This is a genomic window from Kitasatospora sp. NPDC101155, assembly GCF_044768305.1.
Lineage (GTDB): Bacteria > Actinomycetota > Actinomycetes > Streptomycetales > Streptomycetaceae > Kitasatospora.
Genome location: NZ_JBIWPN010000010.1, coordinates 218,057 through 235,838, shown reverse-complemented (window position 1 = coordinate 235,838; position 17,782 = coordinate 218,057). Strand labels below are relative to the sequence as shown.

The following is a 17,782-nucleotide window of genomic DNA, read 5'->3' as shown; positions in this document are numbered from 1 at the left end:
GCCATGCCAGATGACGCAGCGAAAGCCGGCGGACCGGAGTTCAAGCTCCGGCCGGGGGACCTGAAGGACGCCGCGCCGACCTTCGAGACCCAGAGCAAGGCGCTCAAGGACGCGCTCGACAAGCTCAAGAAGAGCCTCACCGAGGACGGGGCCCCCTGGGGCAGCGACAAGCAGGGCAACGAGTTCGCGGCTGCCTACAACACCCCGCACGACCACGTGCTCTCCGCGCTCGACGTCCTGGTCAAGGGGATCAACAGCATCAACGAGGGGCTGCACGCCCACGCCGACAACCACACCGGTGCCGACAACAAGGTCAAGAAGGACATGTCGGCATGACCGGCGCCCATTCCCGGACGGGGGCGGCGGATGGGTGAGTCCAAGGTCGCGAAGGCCGTCCAGAAGGTCACCGGCATGTGGTGGCCCGACGCCGACCCGGACAAGCTCCGCAAGGTCGCCGACGCGTGGGAGGCGATGGCCACCGCCATCGACAACGTCACCGTCCCCACCAACCAGGCCGCCGCCGCCATCGTCGCCAACAACCACGGCCCCGCGATCGACGCCTTCGGCAAGTTCTGGGGCCAGTACTACGGCGGCAAGGACAGCGCGGGCAAGGGCAAGGGCTGGCTGCCCGAGACCGCCGACGCCTGCCGCAGCCTGGCCAAGGCGCTGCGCGACTTCGCCCACGAGGTCGACAAGGCGATCAAGAAGCTGGAGGAGGAGGCCGCGATCGTCGGCGGCACCCTGGTCGTCGGCACCGCCCTCGCCATCGTCACCTTCAGCATCTCGGCGGACATCGCCGCCGCCACCGCTGCGGGCATCGTCGCCACCGCCGCATCGGTCGGCGTCACCGTCTCCGGGGCCATCGCCACCATCGCCGCCACCGTCCTGGTCGGCGCCGCCTTCGGCGCCGTCGAGGCCATCACCGTCGACCTCGCCGTCGCCCAGCCGATCCGGGTGGAGTTCTTCGACGACGGCGGCTACAGCTTCACCGAGGCCGTCGACTCCGCCGAGACCGGCGGCATCATGGGCGCTGCCGGCGGCGGCCTCGGCGCCAGCGGACGGGTCGTCGCCAACGCCGCCGAGAGCGCCGAGAACGCCTCCGTCGCCCTGGCCGGCCTCGCCAAGGTCGCCAACGCCGCCGACACCATGCCCGGCCGCATGGCCGTTGGCGCTGGCCTCACCTACGGCTACGACACCACGTTCAAGACCGGCCCCGTCATGCCGCTCGACCTCATCGTCGGCGCCGTCGGCGGCGCGGCCGCGCCGGGAAGCACCCCGAAGCGTCGCCCCAGCTTCACCGGGGCCGAGGCTAACGGCTTTTCGCGCGAGCCTAGTGGCGCTCCCGAGCCATGGGTATCCGACTCCGGATCGCGGTATGTGTACGATCCGGAGAGCAGTACGGGCATCAACCCAAAGGCCGTGAAGATGTATGAGGAATACCGCACCAGAACCGACGACATAGCGGAGGTGGCCACGGACTGCAAAGTCGATCCCCGGATTGTTGAAATCGCAAAGAAGAATCTCATGGTGGATCGCCACGACGTTCAAGTCGGCCCCGGCGAGGAAAACGTCATGAAAGATGTCTATTTTGAACCCGAGTGGGAGATTGCGCGACGCTGGAACGCCGTCGTGAAGGGCTTCCCCGCGCCGAGCGACAAAATCGATATCATCCGCTCCGTCATAGCCCACGAGTATGTGGAGGCCAAGCTCTTCGAAGCCGGCCTCCCATACCTTCCCAGTCACCCCGACTGCTGGGTGGGCGCGAGACCGGAAGCCCACCCCGAACATTTCAGCGCCCACCAGATGGCACCCAATAGCTTTGATAAGCTTGACTTCTCGACCGATAACGTAGCCAGCTCACTCTGGATCTGGAAGAAATACGGTATCGAGGTTCCGTCCGTTCCGATCGCTGACGATCTCTCGAATCTCGATGTTCTGGTCGATGCAATCAAATCCCATCTCCGTGCGAAAGGTTACGATCTCAAGTGAGTTCCGATGCTGTGCAGTCGATGGTCGATCGCCTCAAGGCCATCAATTGGAAGTCTCCTGGCGAGGCTATCGAAAGGGGCTATTCACGCGCCGCGCTGATGGAGGAGTATTTCCGGCGAGCCGCGCTCTGGCTCAACGCCTACGGAGAGCCTCAAATGTGGCCCTTCTTCGACCTTGCGGAGATCGTGGACCCCTCCGTCCGTGCCGACCCGGCGGTGATCGCGGACATTGAGGAATTCATCGACGAAGCCTCCTGCTCGTCGTACGCCATGGACAGCGGCGCCGCCGCCGTTCAGTGGGCCGCCCTGACCAGCACCCCCGGGGTGCAACTGCGCCCGCTCCCAGACCCGTTCGAGCCCCTGCTCCGCCTCTATGAACGCGGCGGCTCCAGCTTCCGCTTCACCAACGGCTTCGTCGACTTCGGCATGACCATGGTGCCTCGCAGCACCTGGCGGAAGCACCTGTCTCTAACCCCGGTCATCGAACTGGACGACCGGGCCCTCGACGCGGTCGACGCGGAAGGCTGGGCCCGCTTCCACCGTAGGAAGCAGAACGCAGCCGACTGAAGGCGCCCCATAGCCCGTCCTGGAGTGGCGGCGCGCCGATGAACACAAGTTTCACCAACGCGGTCATGGAACGCTTGGTCGACATCAATTGGGTCAGCATGGAAGGCCGCAACGCACATGCGACCTCCCGAGCGTGGCTGATGGTCGAGTACCTTCGCCGGGCCGCGCTCTGGGCGGAGGTTCTGGGTGGTCCGCCGAGGTGGCCCTACTTCGACGTCGCGGGGGCCCTCGCCCCGGACGTCCGGGTGGACCCTGAGGTGGCCGAGCGGCTTGAGAAGTACATCGAGGAGCACGTCGACGGCGTCTCGGCCGAGTTCGTCTGTCGCGCAGCCGTACGATGGGCAACCCTTCGGGATACTCCGGGAGTGCAACTTCCGGACCTGCCGGATCCGTTCGAGCCTCTCATCCTCATGTACGAGCGAGGCGGAGAAGTCATCATCGACGACAGTCGGGCCTTCAACTTCGCTAACATTCGAGTACAGATCAATCTCTGGCGTGAGCATCTCTCCGCAGAGCCCGCAACCGCCCTCGACCCCGACACCCTGGATGCCCTGGACAGGGAAGGCCGGGCCAGCTTCCACCGCGGGTAGCCGACCGCAACAGACTGAAAGTGTCTTCGTTGGCGGCTCCGGCCCAGCCGGAGCCGCCAACGCTCCGAACCACCCGAGCACTCGGGCCAAACGTGAGGCCTCAAGTGAGTTCCGACGCTGTGCAGTCGATGGTCGACCGCCTGAAAGCCATCAACTGGAAGCCGTCCGGCGACACCTTCGAGAAGGGCTTCTCCCGCGCCGCGCTGATGCAGGAGTACTTCCGGCGGGCCGCGCTCTGGCTCAACGCCTACGGAGACACCGAATGGTGGCCCTTCATCGACCTCGCGAAAATCGTGAACCCCGACGTCCGTGCCGACCATGCGGTGATCGCGGACATCGAGGGTTTCATCGACGATGCCTGCGGCTGGTCGTACGCCGTGGACAGCGGTGCGGCCGCCGTCCAGTGGGCAGCCCTGACCAGCACGCCCGGGGTAGAACTGCGCCCGTTGCCGGACCCCTTCGAGCCCGAGCTTCGCCTCTACGAGCGCGGTGGCTCCGGCTTCTTCTCCGCCAATGGCTTCCTCGACTTCGGCCCGATCATGGTGCCGCGCGGCAACTGGCGCATGCACCTGTCCCCGACCCCGGTTGTCGAACTGGACACTCAAGCCCTGGACGCGGTCGACGCGGAAGCCTGGGCCCGCTTCAACCGCGCGAAGCAGAACGCAGCCGGCTGAAGGTGCCTTCGTTGGCGGCTCCGGCCCAGCCGGAGCCGCCAACGCTCCGAACTAGCCGAGCTCGCCGGCCTTGATGCCCGCGACGAGGCTTTGCCAGGCCTCCGCGGTGAACTGGAGGTTCGGGCCGCTCTTGTCCTTCGAGTCGCGGATCGCGATCCCCGAGGACAACCGCAGTGCCTCTACGCAGTTGTCCCCCTGCTGGCTGCTGTAACTGGACTTGAACCAGTCAGCCGTCTGGTCGTGCAGACGCATCACATCTCCTTGGCTGCTTGCCTGATCATGGTGATCGATCGGTCATGGCTCGCGGCTGTGCCCATCAGATCGGTCCAGGCCTCCTCGTAGATTCGAACGCGTTGCTGGTCGTCTATCACCGTCGCTGAACCCAGCGCTCCGATGTGCACGATCGGGCCCACCTTGGGATCCTCGAACCCCAACACCGTGAACGACCCCACCATCGCCGGATGGTACCCAGCCTTGAACGGCACCACCTGAAGCTTGATGTTGGCCGCGGTCGCCGCACGGCAGCACAAGGCGGAGGCCGACCAGGCCCACACGGCGGCCGCCGCCAACCCCGACCTCAAGCTGGCCGGGCAGAGCTTCCCCGACGATGCCTCCCTCGCCGCCGCCACGACCCGTTACAAGACGGCGAAGACGCACCTCGACGAGGCGGCCGCCACCGTCCGCAGCGCCACCGAGGAACTGCAGCACCTCCAGAGCCAGGGCTCCACTCTGCAGACCACCCACAGCGGCGACGCCCACAAGGCGGCGGACGCCATCCGCAAGGCCGCCGACAGCAAGGCCCCGCCGGAGCCGGGCTGGCTGGACAAGGCCGGCGACTGGTTCAGCAAGCACGGCGCAGACCTGCTGACGGTGGCAGCGAGCGTGGCCGGCGTCGCGGCGATCTTCTTCCCGCCGCTCGCCCTGGCGGCCGTCGCCCTGAGTCTGGCCGCTGCGGGCGCGCACGCCGCGCAGTACGGAGCGAAGGGGCTGTGGCCCCCGACCTGGGACAAGGTCGGCAACTACCTGACCCTGTCCGGGGACATCCTCGGCGCCTTTCCGCTGGTGGGAGCAGCGGCCAAGGGCGGGGTCACCGCCGTGAAGGTGGGCTTCAAGGCGAGTGCCGCCGCGGGTGCCAAGGCGGGGGCCCGCGAGGTGGCGTCCGGGGTCAGCAAGGTCAAGTATCTCGACCCGCAGAACCCGCTCTTCCGGGTCGCGGTCGAGAAGCCGGCCCTGAAGTGCGGAGTTCCGCTGAAGACCGCCCAGGACCTCTCCGACGGGGTCCAGGCCGCCTCCTCGCTCGCCCTGACCGCACCGACCGCAGTGACCCTCGTCAAGGACAACCCGAGCGACGACCTCAACGACGCGGTGAACAACACCACCGGCGCCGCCAATGTCATGGGCGGCACCGGCATGGCGTGGGGTGGCAGCAAGCCGGCCAAGGCCGTCGGTGGAGTCCTCGCGGTGGGCAACGCCTTCGGGCTGTACGGATGGATGACGGGCAATGGCCGCTGACACGCCCTCGCTCTGGCTCTCCCCGCCCGACGGCTTCACCGCCGTCGACCTGGCCGAGGAACTCCGCGACCGGATGGAACGGATGGCCGACGGCCTGGCCGCCACCTTCTCCGACACCGCCCCCGAGCAGAGGTTCAGCCTCGTCATCGCCTCCGAGATCGCCCTCCGGGCCCAGCTGCGCGAGGACGCCGTCCATCTGTCCGCCCGGGTGGCCCGGGCTTCGGACGGTTCGCCGGTCCTCGGTGTGTTCACCGTCTTCATCCGGCCGGAGGAGCTCGGCCCACCGGGCAGCTACCCCCAGCGGGTCGCCGAGCAACTGGCCACCGCCTGGCCGGAGGCCGATGTCGGCGTGCTCGAGCTGCCCGTCGGGCGCACGACGGTGACCGTCCGCGACGTACTGGTACCGGTGCCGGGGGCGATCTACGGGGTGCCGGAGACGACCGCCACCACCGTGCGGCAGGTGGAGTTCCTGATCCCGCACCCGTGGAGTCCACACGTGGTCGCGGCCGTCTTCACCACCGAGCAGGTCGAGTACTGGGAGGAGTGGCTGCCGACGGTGGCCGCCGCGATCAACGGCATATCCTTCTACCCGCCCCGGGACGAGGCGCTGGACGACCTGCCGCCCGAGCGGTGGGACAACATCCGGAAGGCGTTCGGTTGACGATCACACAGTCCGACGAGGCCACCCATGCCGACCGCCGCCGGTTCCCTCACGCGCTCGCCCTCATCGCTGTTCTGACCTGTCTGTTCGCCGGTGTCGCTCTCGCCGACGTGTACGTTGGCGGGCTCCTGGCGTTCGGTGTGGGGGTCGTGTACCTCGTGGTGATCGCCGTGGGGATCGCGGGCTTGCGTGAGTTCGGGACCAGGGATCTGGGCGCGGTAGTGGGCCTGGTGATCCTGATCTTTCTCATGGCCTGCGGGGCGGGCGTCACCGCCTACGAGAATCTGATCCTGAGTTCAGGTAGGAACGTGACCACCGTCGTCATGTTCGAGAAGGTCGAGAAGTCGCTCCGGGGTGGGGAGACCTGGACGTACACCCTCTTCCCGAAGCATCCGGCCGAAGATATTCCCGGCGGGCACCTCGAACAGGACTCCCACCGGTTCAAACCCGGCGACACCGTCGTCGTCCGAGTGGACCCGGCCGGCCGGGTCGCGCCCAAGCTCCCCGGTGAGGCCGATTCCCCGGCCGCGCTGTGGGGGGCCATCGGCCTCAACGCGGTGATCGCCGGCATCGTGTTCTGGGCCGCCCGCAAGCCACGCCCTCCCCGACCCCCCGGCCCGACCCGTCGCCGCCTCGCCGCGCGCTGGAAGCGCGCCCGGGAGCGGTTCCGCGCGCTCACCGGGTGGCCGTTCGTCGTGGTCGCCGCCGTGCTTTCGGCGGCGTGGCTGGGGCTGTTCCGGCTCGCCCTCGGCTTCGACCTCACGCTGACGGTCATGGCCGGCGTCGCCTACCTGTTCGTCATGTCGGGGTTCTTCGGCATGTTCGACGACGACAAGGCGAAGAACGTCTTCCGCGGCCGGGCCGTCCTCACCGTCGCACTCGTCACCATCGCCCTCGGCGCCTACCTGTGCGCGACCACCTGACACCCCGCCCCGAGCGCGCCACGATCCCGGCGTACGCTTCCGCCCCGTCACACCGAGGAGCGACCGAGGGACTGGGGGAAGCATGGCGAGAACGAGATCCCGGCGCGGGACCATCGCGCTGACGGCCGCGCTGGTGGCGGCGGTGCCGACGGGCACGTTCGGGCTGGTGCTGCTGAGTACGTACGTCAGCTCGGGGCTGGCCTGGTTCCTCGGGCCGGCCATCGGGATCGCCTGGATCGTGGGCGTGATCCGGCTGGTCGGGGTGGTGGGCTGCTGGGTGGCGATCGTGTCGGTGGCACTGTGGGGCGGCGCGCTGGGGGAGGTGCTCTCGGCCCGGGACGCCGTGATCCTGGACTCCCGCGGGATCACCGTGACCGCCCGGATCGCGGCGGCGCACGACTCACCGCACGACAAGCACCCGAACTCGACGTACGACCTGGTCGGCGAGCTCGGTCTGCCGATTCCGAACGGCACGGTGTACGGGGGCCTGCACTCGCACGCGGTCGGTGATCGGATGCTGATCCGCTACGACCCCGAGGGCGTCGCGGCCGCGCTGGCCCCGGACGGCATCGACCTCTCCGAGCACCTGACCATCGCCGCCGCCCTCAACGCAGCCCTGATGGCCGCCGTCGCCGGACTCGGTGTGGCGGTGGTCCGCAACGGCCGCCCGCGCCGGGTCCCGTTCCGCCGGGCGGGCAGCGTCGGCGGGACCCCCCGCGACGCCGCCCGCCCCCAGCGGTGAACTACCCCCGCGCCACCCGCGCCCGCAGGTAGTTGCGCCGCCCGAAGTTCGGCTCGTCCACCGCCGTCAGCTCCTCCACCTGGAACCGGTACAGCGCCGCCGCCCCGCCCCCGGTGAGGAACTGCCGCCGGACCTCCTCGTCCTGCGCGAAGGACGGGTAGCGCCCCTGGTACGCCGCCAGCGCGGCCTCCGCCTGCCGCCCCCAGGCCTCGCCGGCGCTCCCGGTCAGCTGCAGCCCGCGCAGCTGCTCGCCGAAGACCGGCGGCGGCAGGAAGACGGTGGCGGCGGCCCGGGCCTCCTCGGCGAGGTGGTGGCTGTGCCGGGTGGAGCGCTCGCTGACGAAGTACAGGACGAGGTCGTCGTCGTACGCGAAGAACGCCAGGTTGGCGTGCGGCCCGTGCTCGTGGCCGGCGGTGGCCAGGGTGAGCACCATGGCCTCGGCGAGCAGCCCTTCGACGCCCTTGTGCAGCAGGTCGCCCGGCCAGTCCCCTTGCGTGATGTCGAGTCGGTACGGCATTCGGCACTCCCTCCGCTGGCACGCCCGGTGCCTTCCCGCCCCGAGCACGACTGAGCCGGGCGGGCGCCCCTGGAAGGGGCCCCACGCCCGGCTCACATGCTCCACCCGCCGTCCGAAACCGGACAAGAGGCACAGCGGATTGCGGACTCGGTACTGCCGTGTACTACCGCGCCCGGTGCGACGCGTACCCGCGGGCCACCACCGGCATCGCACCGGGGCCCAGCAGCGGACGCAGCGCGCCCGAGCGCATCCTGTCCACCAGCGGCCCGCAGCGCCCGGCCAGCGGCGCCAGCACCAGCGCGACCACGATGCCGACCAGCGCGCCGACCGCCACGTCGTGCGGGTAGTGCACGCCGACCCAGACCCGCGAGGCGGCCATCAGCGCCGCGAAGACCGTGGCGACGGCGCCGAGCCGCCGGCTGACGAACCAGAGCGAGATCGCGGCGGCGAAGGCGATCACCGAGTGGTTGCTCGGGAAGGACCAGTCCGTGGCGGCCGGGCAGGTCTCCAGCGGGACGCTGCCGCGGATCTGCGCGCAGGGCCGGAGCTCGTCGACCATGCTCTTCAGGACGGAGTTGACGCCGAACGCGACGACCACGATCACCGGCGAGGCCAGCACCCTGGCCATCACCACGGAGTCGGCGCCGCGCGCCCGCCACCAGGCGTGGAGCATGAAGAGCGCGAACAGTCCGAGGCCGATCGCCGACCAGACCTTGATCACGTCGTTCAGCCAGTGCGGCGCCGACTGCACCCACCCGTTGACCCGGGTGTACAGGCTGCCGTCGATGCCGCTGCCGTCGTAGACGGCCAGAGCCCGAGAGGACATCACACGTCACCTCCGTGACGGCGCGCCTTACGGGCGCGGAACAGTTCAAGAACAATGGGGAGCACGGAGACAACTACTACCAGACCGATGATCGGCAGCAGATATCGGTCGATGCTGGGAATCGAGGATCCGAGCCCGTACCCGGCCAGCACCACGCCGACCGTCCAGAGCGCACCGCCGGCCACCTGCCAGAAGGTGAACGAGCGGACCGGCACCTCCAGCACGCCGCAGAGCGGGTTCAGCACCGTTCGCACCACCGGGATGAACCGGGCCAGCACGATCGCCTTGCCGTGCCCGTACCTGCCCAGCAGCTCCTCGGCCCGCTCGACGCCCTCCAGCAGGCTCTTGCGCTTGGTGCGGCGCAGCAGCGCCCGGCCGCCGCGCCGGCCGATCACGTAGCCGACCTGGGCCCCGAGCAGGGCCCCGACCAGGGCGGCGGGCAGCACCTGCCACAGGTGCAGCTGCGGGCCCTTGGTGGCGCCGGGCACGCAGAGCAGGCCCGCGGTGAACAGCAGCGAGTCGCCGGGCAGGAAGAAGCCGACCAGCAGGCCGGTCTCGGCGAACAGCACGACGGCGATGCCGAGCGCGCCGAAGGCGGCGAGCAGCGAGGACGCGTCCAACGGGTTCACCGCGAGGTGAACGGCCGCATCTGCGGGGAACTGAAGCAAGGCTGGCGGACCTCCCGTACGTTGGAGGGCGGTTCCCAGCGGAACCCACCCCGACCGTCTACAGTGACGTAGACGGTCTACACGACTGTAGACGAATCCTGGAGGAAGCGCCGCCATGCCCGACGTACCGTCCGCCCGCCGGCCCGCCGGGGAGCTGGAGGCCGAGGTGCTGGCCGCCCTCTGGTCGGCCCGGCAGCCGATGACGCCGCAGGACGTCCAGACGGCGCTCGGCGGGGACCTCGCCCGCACCACCATCGCGACGATCCTGGCCCGGCTGCACGACAAGGGGACGGTCGAGCGCACCCGGGCCGGCCGCGCCTACGCCTACACCCCGACCGTCCAGGACACCGCAGGCCTGGCCGCCCGCCGGATGCACACCGAGCTGGGCCGCGAGGCCGACCGCTCCACCGTGCTCGCCCGCTTCGTCTCCGACCTCTCCGCCGAGGACGAGCAGCTGCTGCGCGAACTGCTCGGCGACGGCGCGCCCGGACCGTCGGGTGGACCGGGGGCCGGCACCCCGTGATGCTCACCGTCTGGGCCCCGCTGCTGCTGCCCTTCCTCGCCGCCCCGCTGGCCCGCCGCCTCGCCGAGTCGCTGGCGCCCCGGGCGGCCGCCTGGCTGCTGGCCGGCACCGCCGTCGTCCTGGCCGGGGGCACCCTGTGCTCGCTCGGCCTGCTCGCGGCCGCCGGGCTGCTCCAGCTGCCCCCGGTCGCCGCCCTCGGCCACCTCTCGCTGCCCTGGCTCACCGCCGCCGCCCCGGACGCCCCGCTCGCGGCCGCCGCGGCCGCTCCCGTGCTCGCCGCGCTCGCCGCGTTGGCGGTGCGCACCGCCCGCCGCCGCCGGCTGGACCTGCGGACCGCCCGGGCCGCCCTGCCCGCGCTCACCCCGCTCACCGCGTCGCCCGTCGACGCCGCTGCCGACGCCGCTGCCGACGCCGCTGCCGACGCCGCTGCTGACGCCACTGACCAGCATCCGGACATGCGCCCCCGGCGCGCCTCCATGCGCCGGGCGCGCGCCGCGCGATGGCTTCGGCCCGGCGAGAACCCGCTCACCGCCGTGCTGTCACGGCCCGAGAACCACCCGCTCACCGTGCTGGACGACGACCGCGCCGACGCCTTCGCCCTGCCCGGCCGCCTGCGCCGCCCCGGCCGACCGGGCGAGCCCGGCCGGATCGTGGTCACCTCCGGCATGCTGCGCGCCCTCAGCGGGCCCGAGCGCTCCGCCCTGCTCGCCCACGAGCGCGCCCACCTGGCCGCCCGCCACCACGTCTTCCTGGCTGTCGCCGAGCACGCCGCCGACCTCCACCCGGCGCTCCGCCCGCTGCGCGCGCCCCTCGGGTACCACCTGGAGCGCTGGGCCGACGAGGTGGCAGCGGCCCGGGTCGGCGACCGCGCCGTGACCGCTCGCGCGGTCGGCCGGGCCGCCCTCGCCGCGAACCGTTCGCCCTGGCCGGCCCGGCCCCGGCTGGTCGCCGCCGCGCACTCCGGCCCGGTCCCCCGCCGGGTCGCGGCGCTGCTCCAGCCCCGCCCCGCCGCCACCCCCGGCACCCTGCTGCGGGCCGTCGCCCTGGCCCTGGCCACCTGCCTGGCGCTGACCACCGGCGCCACCCTGGAGGCCACCGCGGACCTGCACCACACCGTCGAGGCCGCCCAGCACGAACCCGGCGCCCAGCACTAGAGCACGAGCGCTGAGGCGCCTCAGGACGGTCTCCGTACCGACCGGTCCGGCGACTTGGCGGACCCCATGCCCACAGGCCCACCGCACCCGTACGCTTTCGTCAGCGCGTCGACCCCGGCGCGCCCTCGAACGGCGGCGAGGAGCAACGCGAGTGCGGCAGACCGGACGGCAGTCCCGACGACCAGAGCGCCGCACCCCGCCGACCGCGACGGAGCTGGCCAAGGTCCATGACCGCACCCTCGCCGACGCCGCCGCCCGCGAACTCACCGTGCCCGAGACCGGCGGAACCGCCGGGACCGGCCTGCTCGAACCCCGCCCCGAGATCGGCGACTCCTGGGCCCGGCTGCGCCGCCTCGGCCTCGACCCCGACGCCGGCGCCGCCACCGTCCTGCTCGGCCCCGCCGAACTGGAGCGGCGCCGCCGGGCCAGCGGGCTGGACACCGTCCTGCCGGTGCTGCGCGAGACCCTGCTGGGACCGTCCGACCCGGCCCCGCTGATCCTCGCCGTCGCCGACTCCGAGGGCCACGTGCTCTGGCAGGACGGCGCACGAGGGCTGCGCCGCAGCGCCGACCGGATCGGCTTCGTCACCGGCGCCCGCTGGATCGAGGAGAGCGTCGGCACCAACGGCATCGCCGTCGCACTGCGCGCCCAACGCCCGATGCACGTCCACTCCGGCGAGCACTACCTGCGCAGCCACCACGCCTGGACCTGCGTGGCCGCGCCCGTGCACGACCCGGCCACCGGACGCCTGGTCGGCGCGATCAACCTCAGCGGCCCGGCGCACAACGTCCGCCCGTTCCTGCTCCAGCTCACCGCCACCGCCGCCCGGCTCGCCGAGGCCGAACTGCGCGCCCACCGGCTGGAGGCGCTGAACCAGCTGCGCACCCTGGCCGCCCCGCTGCTCGCCCGGGTCGGCGGCCCGGCCCTGGTGGTGGACGCGGCCGGCTGGACCGCCGCCGCGGCCGGACTGCCGCCGCCCAGCCGGCTGCGCGTGCCCAGCGAGGGCTGGGCCCCGGCGGCCGTGCACTGGGTGCCCGGCCTGGGCGAGTGTGTGCTGGAACCGCTCGCGGACGGCTGGCTGGTGCGCCCGGTCCGCCCGCCCGAGGCGGACGGCTCCGGCACGGTGAGCGCCGAACAGGCCGCGGGTGCCCGGCTCCGGCTCGACCTGCGGCGCCCGGACCGCGCCGAACTGTTCGTCCGGGGCGCGGCCGACAGCTGGTCGCACCCGGTCAGCCCGCGCCATGCCGAACTGCTGCTCCTGCTGGCCACCTCGTGCGAGGGCAGCACCGCGGCCCAGCTCGCCGAGGCGCTGTTCGGCGACGCGGGGCGGACGGTGACGGTCCGGGCCGAGCTGTCCCGGCTGCGCCGCTACCTGGGCGGGCTGCTGGCCCACCGGCCGTACCGTTTCGCCGACTCGGTGCTGGTCACCGTCGAGGGGCCGGAGGACCCGTACGACCTGCTGCCCGCCTCCACCGCCCCGGCGGTCCGGCGGCTTCGGGCCGGGCTCGCGGCGGGCACGGTGCGGCTGCCGGGCGCCGCGGCGCCCGTCCCGCCACCGCGCTCCGCAGGATCTGCAGGAGGCAGTCCGGCCGGTCCGGGCAGTGCAGGCAGGACGGGCGGTCCGGGCAGTACCGCCGGTGCTCAGCCGCCGCCCGCGAGCAGCGCGGCCAGCTGGTCGTCGGTCGGCCCGCAGTCGCGCTCCTCCTCGGCGGAGACCAGCGCGTAGGTGCGGTCCAGCCAGGCCTGAACCCGGGGCTTGGAGGCCTCCAACAGGGCGCTGCCGTGCGGGGATTCGAGCGCCAGGTGCAACGTCGAGCCGTGACAGGGACAGTAGGCCGGCCACAGCTTGACGTCGCCCTGGCCGCTCAGCGAGCGCAGGCCGTCACGCAGCAGATCGCGCGAGAACACCCAGTCCGCCTCGTCCGGCCGCCCCAGATGGAAGGTCAGCAGTACCTCGTACGGGTGCGAGGCTTCGAAGCGGAACCTGGTGCGCACCTCGCCGACCACCTCCTCGCCCAGCGAGATCCGCAGCATCAGCACCTCCTCCACCGCCGCCGGAGCGGCGGTGGAGCCGCCCCCATCGCCGCCCGTGGGGGTGGCGGCGAGGGGGGCACTGGAGGCTGCGGACAGCGGGTCGGGCGACATGACGGTCTCTCCGGGAACGGCGCGGGATACCACCAGCCTGCGCCACCGGCGACCGGACAGGCAAGGGTTGCAAGGGGGTTGCAATAATCCCCGTCCAGGCCGAACACCCCTTACCGAAGGGTCGGACGGAACGGCCAGACGGACCGTCAACTTCCGCTCATCGAACGGATGTCCGGAAAATGGATGGATATTGTCCGCGGTCCGGCCGCCCGCTGGTACGCTCTCCCCCTCCCGGCGCGGGCCCGCGGCGGAACCGGTGCGAACCGGCCGGATCCGGGCCCTGCGGCAGCGCGTGGGAGAATACGGCCGACGCGACGGCGACTTCGGGGAGGGAGGGGTCCGGTTGGCTGCGCGCGAGGACACCGCGCGGGACGTGCGGCACGAGCCCGAACGGCACGGTCGACACGGTCGGCCGCGCCCCTTCGGCGGCCGGTTCCGGCTGCCCACCCTGCGTTTCTCCGGCGCCGCCATGGCGATGTCCACCGTCGTCGGCATCAGCATCGCCACCACCCTCCTCCTCAACGAGCAGCAGGGCATCGGCCGGCGGGCCGGCGTGGCCCGGGTCGGCAGCACCCCGCCGCCCACCCCGAGCGCCACCGACCAGGCCGAGGCCGCCGCCGAGCGGACCCCGGCCACCCCCGTGCCATCCGGTCACCCGCACGACTCCCGGCCCACCGGACACCCCTCGGCGCACCCGTCCGCCCCGGCGAACGCCGCCGCCACCGCACCCCCGGCCAGACTCCCGGCAGGCACGTCGATCCCGGTCACCCCCTCGACCGGTGGGCAGGCCTCGACCGGACACGAGCCCCGGCCCTCGGCGGACACCCCCGGCACCGGCACCGCCGCCGGCCCCTCGCCCTCGGCGCAGCCGCCCACCCCCACCGACGGACCGGCGGGCGGGCAGCCGCAGGCCGACGTGTCCGGCACCGGGCAGCCGGGCGGCGCGCCGTCACCGCAGCCCAGCGGCCTGCGGCCGCTCGCCCCGGCCCACACCGCACCGGAGCAGCCGGCCCCGCCCGCACCGGCCCGCCCGGTGCCACCGCCCGCCGCCGCGGTCCCGGGCGACAACGGCGCCGCCGGAGGCACCGACGGCGCCCCCGGTGCCGTCGACTCCGCCGGCGCGGCAAACTCGGCCAACTCCGCAAAGTCGGCCAACTCGGCCGCCTCCACCGACTCCGCCGACGCGGAGGCCGACCGGGCCCTGACCGGCGCCGGCCGGATCACCCCGCTCGGGCGCGACGGCCTCCGGCACGCGCTGAACCTCGCCGTGGCCGAGCCGGTCACCGCTCTGCAGGCCGAATTCCGGCTCGCCCCGGGCGAGTTGGCCCACGGCAGCAGTGCCGCCTGGACCGATCTTCCGGGCGCCGTGGTGACCGTCCAACAGGAACGCGGCAGCCTGGTCTACCGCTTCACCACCCCGCCCGGGACGGACGTCGAGCCCGGCCAGTACAGCTTCGCCGTACGCGGCACCCGGCCGGCCGAACCGCTCGGCCCGGTGCGCAAGTCGCCCCCTGCGGAGAGCTGGAACGCCGCCGCCTTCGGCATCGGACACCCCCGGGCGGTCGCCGCGCTCGGCGGCTTCGGCCGGCTACTGCCGCTGCCCACCCAGCCGTTGGCACCCGCACCCCGCTGAGTCACTACCACTCGCGCCCCGCTGAGCCACCACGCTGACCCGCCGTCGGCCACCACTCCCGTCGACTGATCCGATGTTCCGACGATCAGGCAGCTCAGCGCTTCGGCCGGGCTCATCCCCGCACCCCCGTTCGTTACTGTGGGCAGCACCTGGCCCGGCGGCCCCACCGGCCCCGGCCCGGGCCGTCGTTCCGCACCCGAGGAGGAGTCCTTGTCCACCGTCCTGACCCAAGGCGGCAACGCACCGCTGACCGCCGCGCGGGTGACCGTCGAGGTCACCGCGCCCAAGGCGCTGGACGTCTCCGGCCTGCTGCTGACCGACACCGGCAAGGTCCGCTCGGACGCCGACTTCGTCTTCTTCAACGCCCCGCACGGGCCCGGCGTCAGCCTCCGCCCGGCCGCCGCCGGCGCGCCGGACGCGATCACCGCGGACACCCCGGCCGTCCCCGCCGACATCAGCAAGATCGTGGTCACCGCCAGCCCGGCCGACCAGTCCTCCACCTTCGCCGGGATCGAGCCGACCGCCACCGTCCGGGACACCGACACCGGGGCCGTCCTGGTCACCTTCACCCCGCCCCGGCTGGGCCTGGAGACCGCGCTCATCGTGGTCGAGGTCTACCGGCGCAACGGGTCCTGGAAGGTGCGCGCGGTCGGTCAGGGCTACGCCGACGGCCTGGCGGGCATCGCCACCGACTTCGGCGTCAGCGTGGACGACTCCCCCGCCCCGGCCGCCGCCCACACCCGGACCCCGATCCCACCGAGCACGCCGACCGTCCAGATCACCTCCCCGGCCGCCCCGCCGCTGCCGCCCGTCCCCCCTGCGCCACCGGCTCCACCGATGAGCCCCGCCCCGCCGGTCGACCCGCGGATCGCCCTCGCCACCGCCCCGCCACTCCCCCCGGCCCCGCCCGCGCCGCCCGCCGCGCCCCCGACCCCGGCCGACCGCCCCAAGGTCACCCTGGACAAGGGCCGGGTCAACCTGGTCAAGGGCAGCTCCGTCTCCCTGGTGAAGAACGGCCGCCCCTTCCTCTCCTCGGTCCGGATGGCGCTCGGCTGGGAGTCCGCCGCCCGCGGCCGCGACATCGACCTGGACGCCTCCTGCCTGGCCTTCGACGCCCAGCACAAGCGGCTGGAGACGGCCTGGTTCATGAAGCTGAACATCTTCAACGGCGCGATCGCCCACTCCGGCGACAACCTGGTCGGCGGTGACGGCGGCGACGACGAGGCGATCACCGTCCATCTGGAGGGCCTCCCGGCCGAGGTCCACGCGCTGGTCTTCGTGGTCAACTCCTTCTCCGGCCAGAAGTTCACCGAGGTGCGGAACGCCTACTGCCGCCTGGTGGACGTCCGGACCGAGGAGGAGCTGGTCCGCTTCGACCTCACCCACTCCGAGGCGCACACCGGCGTGGTGATGTGCAAGCTGGTCCGCCGCCCCTCCGGCGAGTGGGAGATGACGGCGCTCGGCGAGTACGTCGACGGCAAGACCGCCCGGGCGATGATCGAGCCCTCCGCCGCTCTGCTCTAGACGGCAACGTCACGGGCACGCCCGCGATTTCACCCCTTTGAGGCATCAAGTCGTCCACGGATCGACTCGATTGATCCTCAGGGGGGTGAATCGCACTCTCCCCTGCACCCGTTGAGGAGAGACCGTGCCACGCTTCCCGTCCCGCCTCGCCGTTGCCGGCACCGCCGTCACGCTCGCCGCAGGTCTGATCACCCCCACCACCGCCCAGGCCGCCGCCAAGCCCGCCACCCGCGCCGGCGCGCTGCGGTGGGCCGCCCTCGGCGACAGCTACACCGCGGGCGTGATCGAGGCCACCGGCGACCTGACCGAGCCCAACGACGGCTGCGCCCGCACCACCGGCTCCTACCCCGAGCTCATCCGCCGCGACCTCGGCTCCCTGGTCAGCCTGCGCAACGTCAGCTGCAGCGGCGCCACCAGCCTCGACGCGTACACGAACAAGCAGAGCCCGCTCGGCCGCCCGCTCCCGCCGCTCGGCACCGACCCCAACGCGCCCTACCCACCCGTCCCGCCGCAGGTGGACACCGTCGAGCGGGACACCGACGTGATCACCGTCGGGGTCGGCGGCAACGACCTCGGCTTCGGCGGGATCCTCAAGGACTGCATCGAGCTGGGCGCCGCCGCCCTCGGCCGGGGCACACCCTGCAAGGACAAGTACGACGCCCAGATGCCCGGCCGGCTCGCCGAACTGCGCACCGACTACTCCACCATGCTCGGCGCGCTGCGGATGAAGGCCCCGTCCGCCAGGATCCTCGCCGTCGGCTACCCGCACCTCTTCCCCGAGAACGCCAACCACTGCAGGTACGGCGACCTGCTGCAGTTCGCCACCTTCACCACCGGCGACCTCGCCTGGGCCCGTACCGCCGTCCTGGAACCGCTCAATGCGATCATCGCCCAGGACACCGCCGCCCAGGACGACACCTTCGTGGACCTCTACCCCGCCACCACCGGGCACAGCGTCTGCGACGCCGACCACTGGCTGGACGGCGCACTGACCAGCATCCTCCCCCTCAAGTACGCCGTGGTGCACCCCAACGCCAAGGGCCAGGCCTTCGCCGCCGCCCAGGTCGAGGACGCCGTCCTCGGCGGCTGACCTTCGCACCGTGCGGGCCGGGCGCCGAAATCCCGTTGCCCTGCC

21 protein-coding genes are annotated in these 17,782 nt (G+C 72.3%); 15 read left to right on the top strand and 6 right to left on the bottom strand.

All coding sequences use genetic code 11. From position 1 onward, the window contains the following. Window positions 1–3: 3 nt before the first annotated feature. The 5 genes from ACIRYZ_RS18015 (at window position 4) to ACIRYZ_RS17995 (ending at window position 3,819) form a co-directional block, all read left to right on the top strand. Entirely contained in the window at window positions 4–336 is a 333-nt protein-coding gene (locus ACIRYZ_RS18015; protein ID WP_402945078.1) for a WXG100 family type VII secretion target, read from the top strand. A gap of 30 nt (window positions 337–366) precedes the next feature. Next, window positions 367–1,989 (top strand): hypothetical protein, encoded by a 1,623-nt coding sequence (locus ACIRYZ_RS18010; RefSeq protein WP_402945075.1) that lies wholly within the window; start codon window positions 367–369, stop codon window positions 1,987–1,989. Next, complete coding sequence (locus tag ACIRYZ_RS18005; RefSeq protein ID WP_402945073.1) at window positions 1,986–2,555, top strand: hypothetical protein; 570 nt, start codon at window positions 1,986–1,988, stop codon at window positions 2,553–2,555. Before ACIRYZ_RS18010 ends, ACIRYZ_RS18005 begins: the two co-directional genes overlap by 4 nt. A gap of 65 nt (window positions 2,556–2,620) precedes the next feature. After that, window positions 2,621–3,145: a hypothetical protein gene (locus ACIRYZ_RS18000; protein ID WP_402945072.1), complete on the top strand. Its 525-nt coding sequence runs from the start codon at window positions 2,621–2,623 to the stop codon at window positions 3,143–3,145. A gap of 128 nt (window positions 3,146–3,273) precedes the next feature. Then, window positions 3,274–3,819 carry a hypothetical protein gene (locus tag ACIRYZ_RS17995; protein WP_402945069.1) on the top strand — a complete coding sequence of 182 codons (546 nt, stop codon included), beginning with the start codon at window positions 3,274–3,276 and terminating at the stop codon, window positions 3,817–3,819. 51 nt (window positions 3,820–3,870) lie between these two features. On the opposite strand, the gene ACIRYZ_RS17990 is transcribed toward ACIRYZ_RS17995, so the two are convergent. Both ACIRYZ_RS17990 and ACIRYZ_RS17985 read right to left on the bottom strand, forming a co-directional pair. Continuing rightward, window positions 3,871–4,071: a DUF397 domain-containing protein gene (locus tag ACIRYZ_RS17990; RefSeq protein WP_402945066.1), complete on the bottom strand. Its 201-nt coding sequence runs from the start codon at window positions 4,069–4,071 to the stop codon at window positions 3,871–3,873. Then, window positions 4,071–4,373 (bottom strand): Scr1 family TA system antitoxin-like transcriptional regulator, encoded by a 303-nt coding sequence (locus tag ACIRYZ_RS17985; protein ID WP_402945064.1) that lies wholly within the window; start codon window positions 4,371–4,373, stop codon window positions 4,071–4,073. The genes ACIRYZ_RS17990 and ACIRYZ_RS17985 overlap by 1 nt, the downstream gene beginning before the upstream one ends. Here ACIRYZ_RS17985 and ACIRYZ_RS17980 point away from each other — a divergent pair. The 4 genes from ACIRYZ_RS17980 to ACIRYZ_RS17965 all read left to right on the top strand — a co-directional run bounded on the left by ACIRYZ_RS17980 (window position 4,315) and on the right by ACIRYZ_RS17965 (window position 7,657). Beyond that, the gene (locus ACIRYZ_RS17980; RefSeq protein ID WP_402945264.1) at window positions 4,315–5,331 is read left to right on the top strand and encodes a hypothetical protein; all 1,017 of its coding nucleotides are present in this window, start codon (window positions 4,315–4,317) and stop codon (window positions 5,329–5,331) included. The two genes, ACIRYZ_RS17985 and ACIRYZ_RS17980, sit on opposite strands and share 59 nt — an antisense overlap. Further along, window positions 5,321–5,992 (top strand): hypothetical protein, encoded by a 672-nt coding sequence (locus ACIRYZ_RS17975; protein WP_402945062.1) that lies wholly within the window; start codon window positions 5,321–5,323, stop codon window positions 5,990–5,992. The genes ACIRYZ_RS17980 and ACIRYZ_RS17975 overlap by 11 nt, the downstream gene beginning before the upstream one ends. Then, on the top strand, window positions 5,989–6,915 hold the full coding sequence (locus ACIRYZ_RS17970) for a hypothetical protein (protein ID WP_402945060.1): 927 nt from the start codon (window positions 5,989–5,991) through the stop codon (window positions 6,913–6,915). Before ACIRYZ_RS17975 ends, ACIRYZ_RS17970 begins: the two co-directional genes overlap by 4 nt. Window positions 6,916–6,997: 82 nt before the next feature. Beyond that, window positions 6,998–7,657 (top strand): hypothetical protein, encoded by a 660-nt coding sequence (locus ACIRYZ_RS17965; RefSeq protein ID WP_402945057.1) that lies wholly within the window; start codon window positions 6,998–7,000, stop codon window positions 7,655–7,657. A 1-nt stretch (window position 7,658) separates the two neighbouring features. On the opposite strand, the gene ACIRYZ_RS17960 is transcribed toward ACIRYZ_RS17965, so the two are convergent. The 3 genes from ACIRYZ_RS17960 to ACIRYZ_RS17950 form a co-directional block, all read right to left on the bottom strand. Further along, window positions 7,659–8,174, bottom strand: a complete 516-nt coding sequence (locus ACIRYZ_RS17960) for a pyridoxamine 5'-phosphate oxidase family protein (RefSeq protein ID WP_387618348.1) — start codon at window positions 8,172–8,174, stop codon at window positions 7,659–7,661. A 163-nt stretch (window positions 8,175–8,337) separates the two neighbouring features. Then, the gene (locus ACIRYZ_RS17955) at window positions 8,338–9,000 is read right to left on the bottom strand and encodes a phosphatase PAP2 family protein (RefSeq protein WP_402945054.1); all 663 of its coding nucleotides are present in this window, start codon (window positions 8,998–9,000) and stop codon (window positions 8,338–8,340) included. Beyond that, window positions 9,000–9,668, bottom strand: a complete 669-nt coding sequence (locus ACIRYZ_RS17950) for a DedA family protein (protein WP_402945051.1) — start codon at window positions 9,666–9,668, stop codon at window positions 9,000–9,002. Before ACIRYZ_RS17950 ends, ACIRYZ_RS17955 begins: the two co-directional genes overlap by 1 nt. 115 nt (window positions 9,669–9,783) lie before the next feature. Here ACIRYZ_RS17950 and ACIRYZ_RS17945 point away from each other — a divergent pair, with 115 nt between their 5' ends. The 3 genes from ACIRYZ_RS17945 (at window position 9,784) to ACIRYZ_RS17935 (ending at window position 13,071) form a co-directional block, all read left to right on the top strand. Then, a complete protein-coding gene (locus ACIRYZ_RS17945) occupies window positions 9,784–10,191 on the top strand; it encodes a BlaI/MecI/CopY family transcriptional regulator (RefSeq protein ID WP_402945049.1) in 408 nt (135 codons plus the stop codon). Beyond that, the gene (locus ACIRYZ_RS17940; RefSeq protein ID WP_402945256.1) at window positions 10,191–11,345 is read left to right on the top strand and encodes a M56 family metallopeptidase; all 1,155 of its coding nucleotides are present in this window, start codon (window positions 10,191–10,193) and stop codon (window positions 11,343–11,345) included. Before ACIRYZ_RS17945 ends, ACIRYZ_RS17940 begins: the two co-directional genes overlap by 1 nt. A gap of 151 nt (window positions 11,346–11,496) precedes the next feature. Beyond that, window positions 11,497–13,071: a GAF domain-containing protein gene (locus ACIRYZ_RS17935; RefSeq protein ID WP_402945047.1), complete on the top strand. Its 1,575-nt coding sequence runs from the start codon at window positions 11,497–11,499 to the stop codon at window positions 13,069–13,071. Here the strand turns inward: ACIRYZ_RS17935 and ACIRYZ_RS17930 are convergent. Next, on the bottom strand, window positions 12,987–13,490 hold the full coding sequence (locus ACIRYZ_RS17930) for an SsgA family sporulation/cell division regulator (RefSeq protein ID WP_387618362.1): 504 nt from the start codon (window positions 13,488–13,490) through the stop codon (window positions 12,987–12,989). The two genes, ACIRYZ_RS17935 and ACIRYZ_RS17930, sit on opposite strands and share 85 nt — an antisense overlap. 343 nt (window positions 13,491–13,833) lie before the next feature. Between ACIRYZ_RS17930 and ACIRYZ_RS17925 the strand changes: the two genes are divergently transcribed. The 3 genes from ACIRYZ_RS17925 to ACIRYZ_RS17915 all read left to right on the top strand — a co-directional run bounded on the left by ACIRYZ_RS17925 (window position 13,834) and on the right by ACIRYZ_RS17915 (window position 17,737). Beyond that, window positions 13,834–15,123 (top strand): hypothetical protein, encoded by a 1,290-nt coding sequence (locus ACIRYZ_RS17925; protein ID WP_402945044.1) that lies wholly within the window; start codon window positions 13,834–13,836, stop codon window positions 15,121–15,123. A gap of 222 nt (window positions 15,124–15,345) precedes the next feature. After that, complete coding sequence (locus tag ACIRYZ_RS17920; RefSeq protein ID WP_402945253.1) at window positions 15,346–16,647, top strand: TerD family protein; 1,302 nt, start codon at window positions 15,346–15,348, stop codon at window positions 16,645–16,647. 124 nt (window positions 16,648–16,771) lie between these two features. Next, a complete protein-coding gene (locus ACIRYZ_RS17915; RefSeq protein WP_402945042.1) occupies window positions 16,772–17,737 on the top strand; it encodes an SGNH/GDSL hydrolase family protein in 966 nt (321 codons plus the stop codon). Window positions 17,738–17,782: the final 45 nt, after the last annotated feature.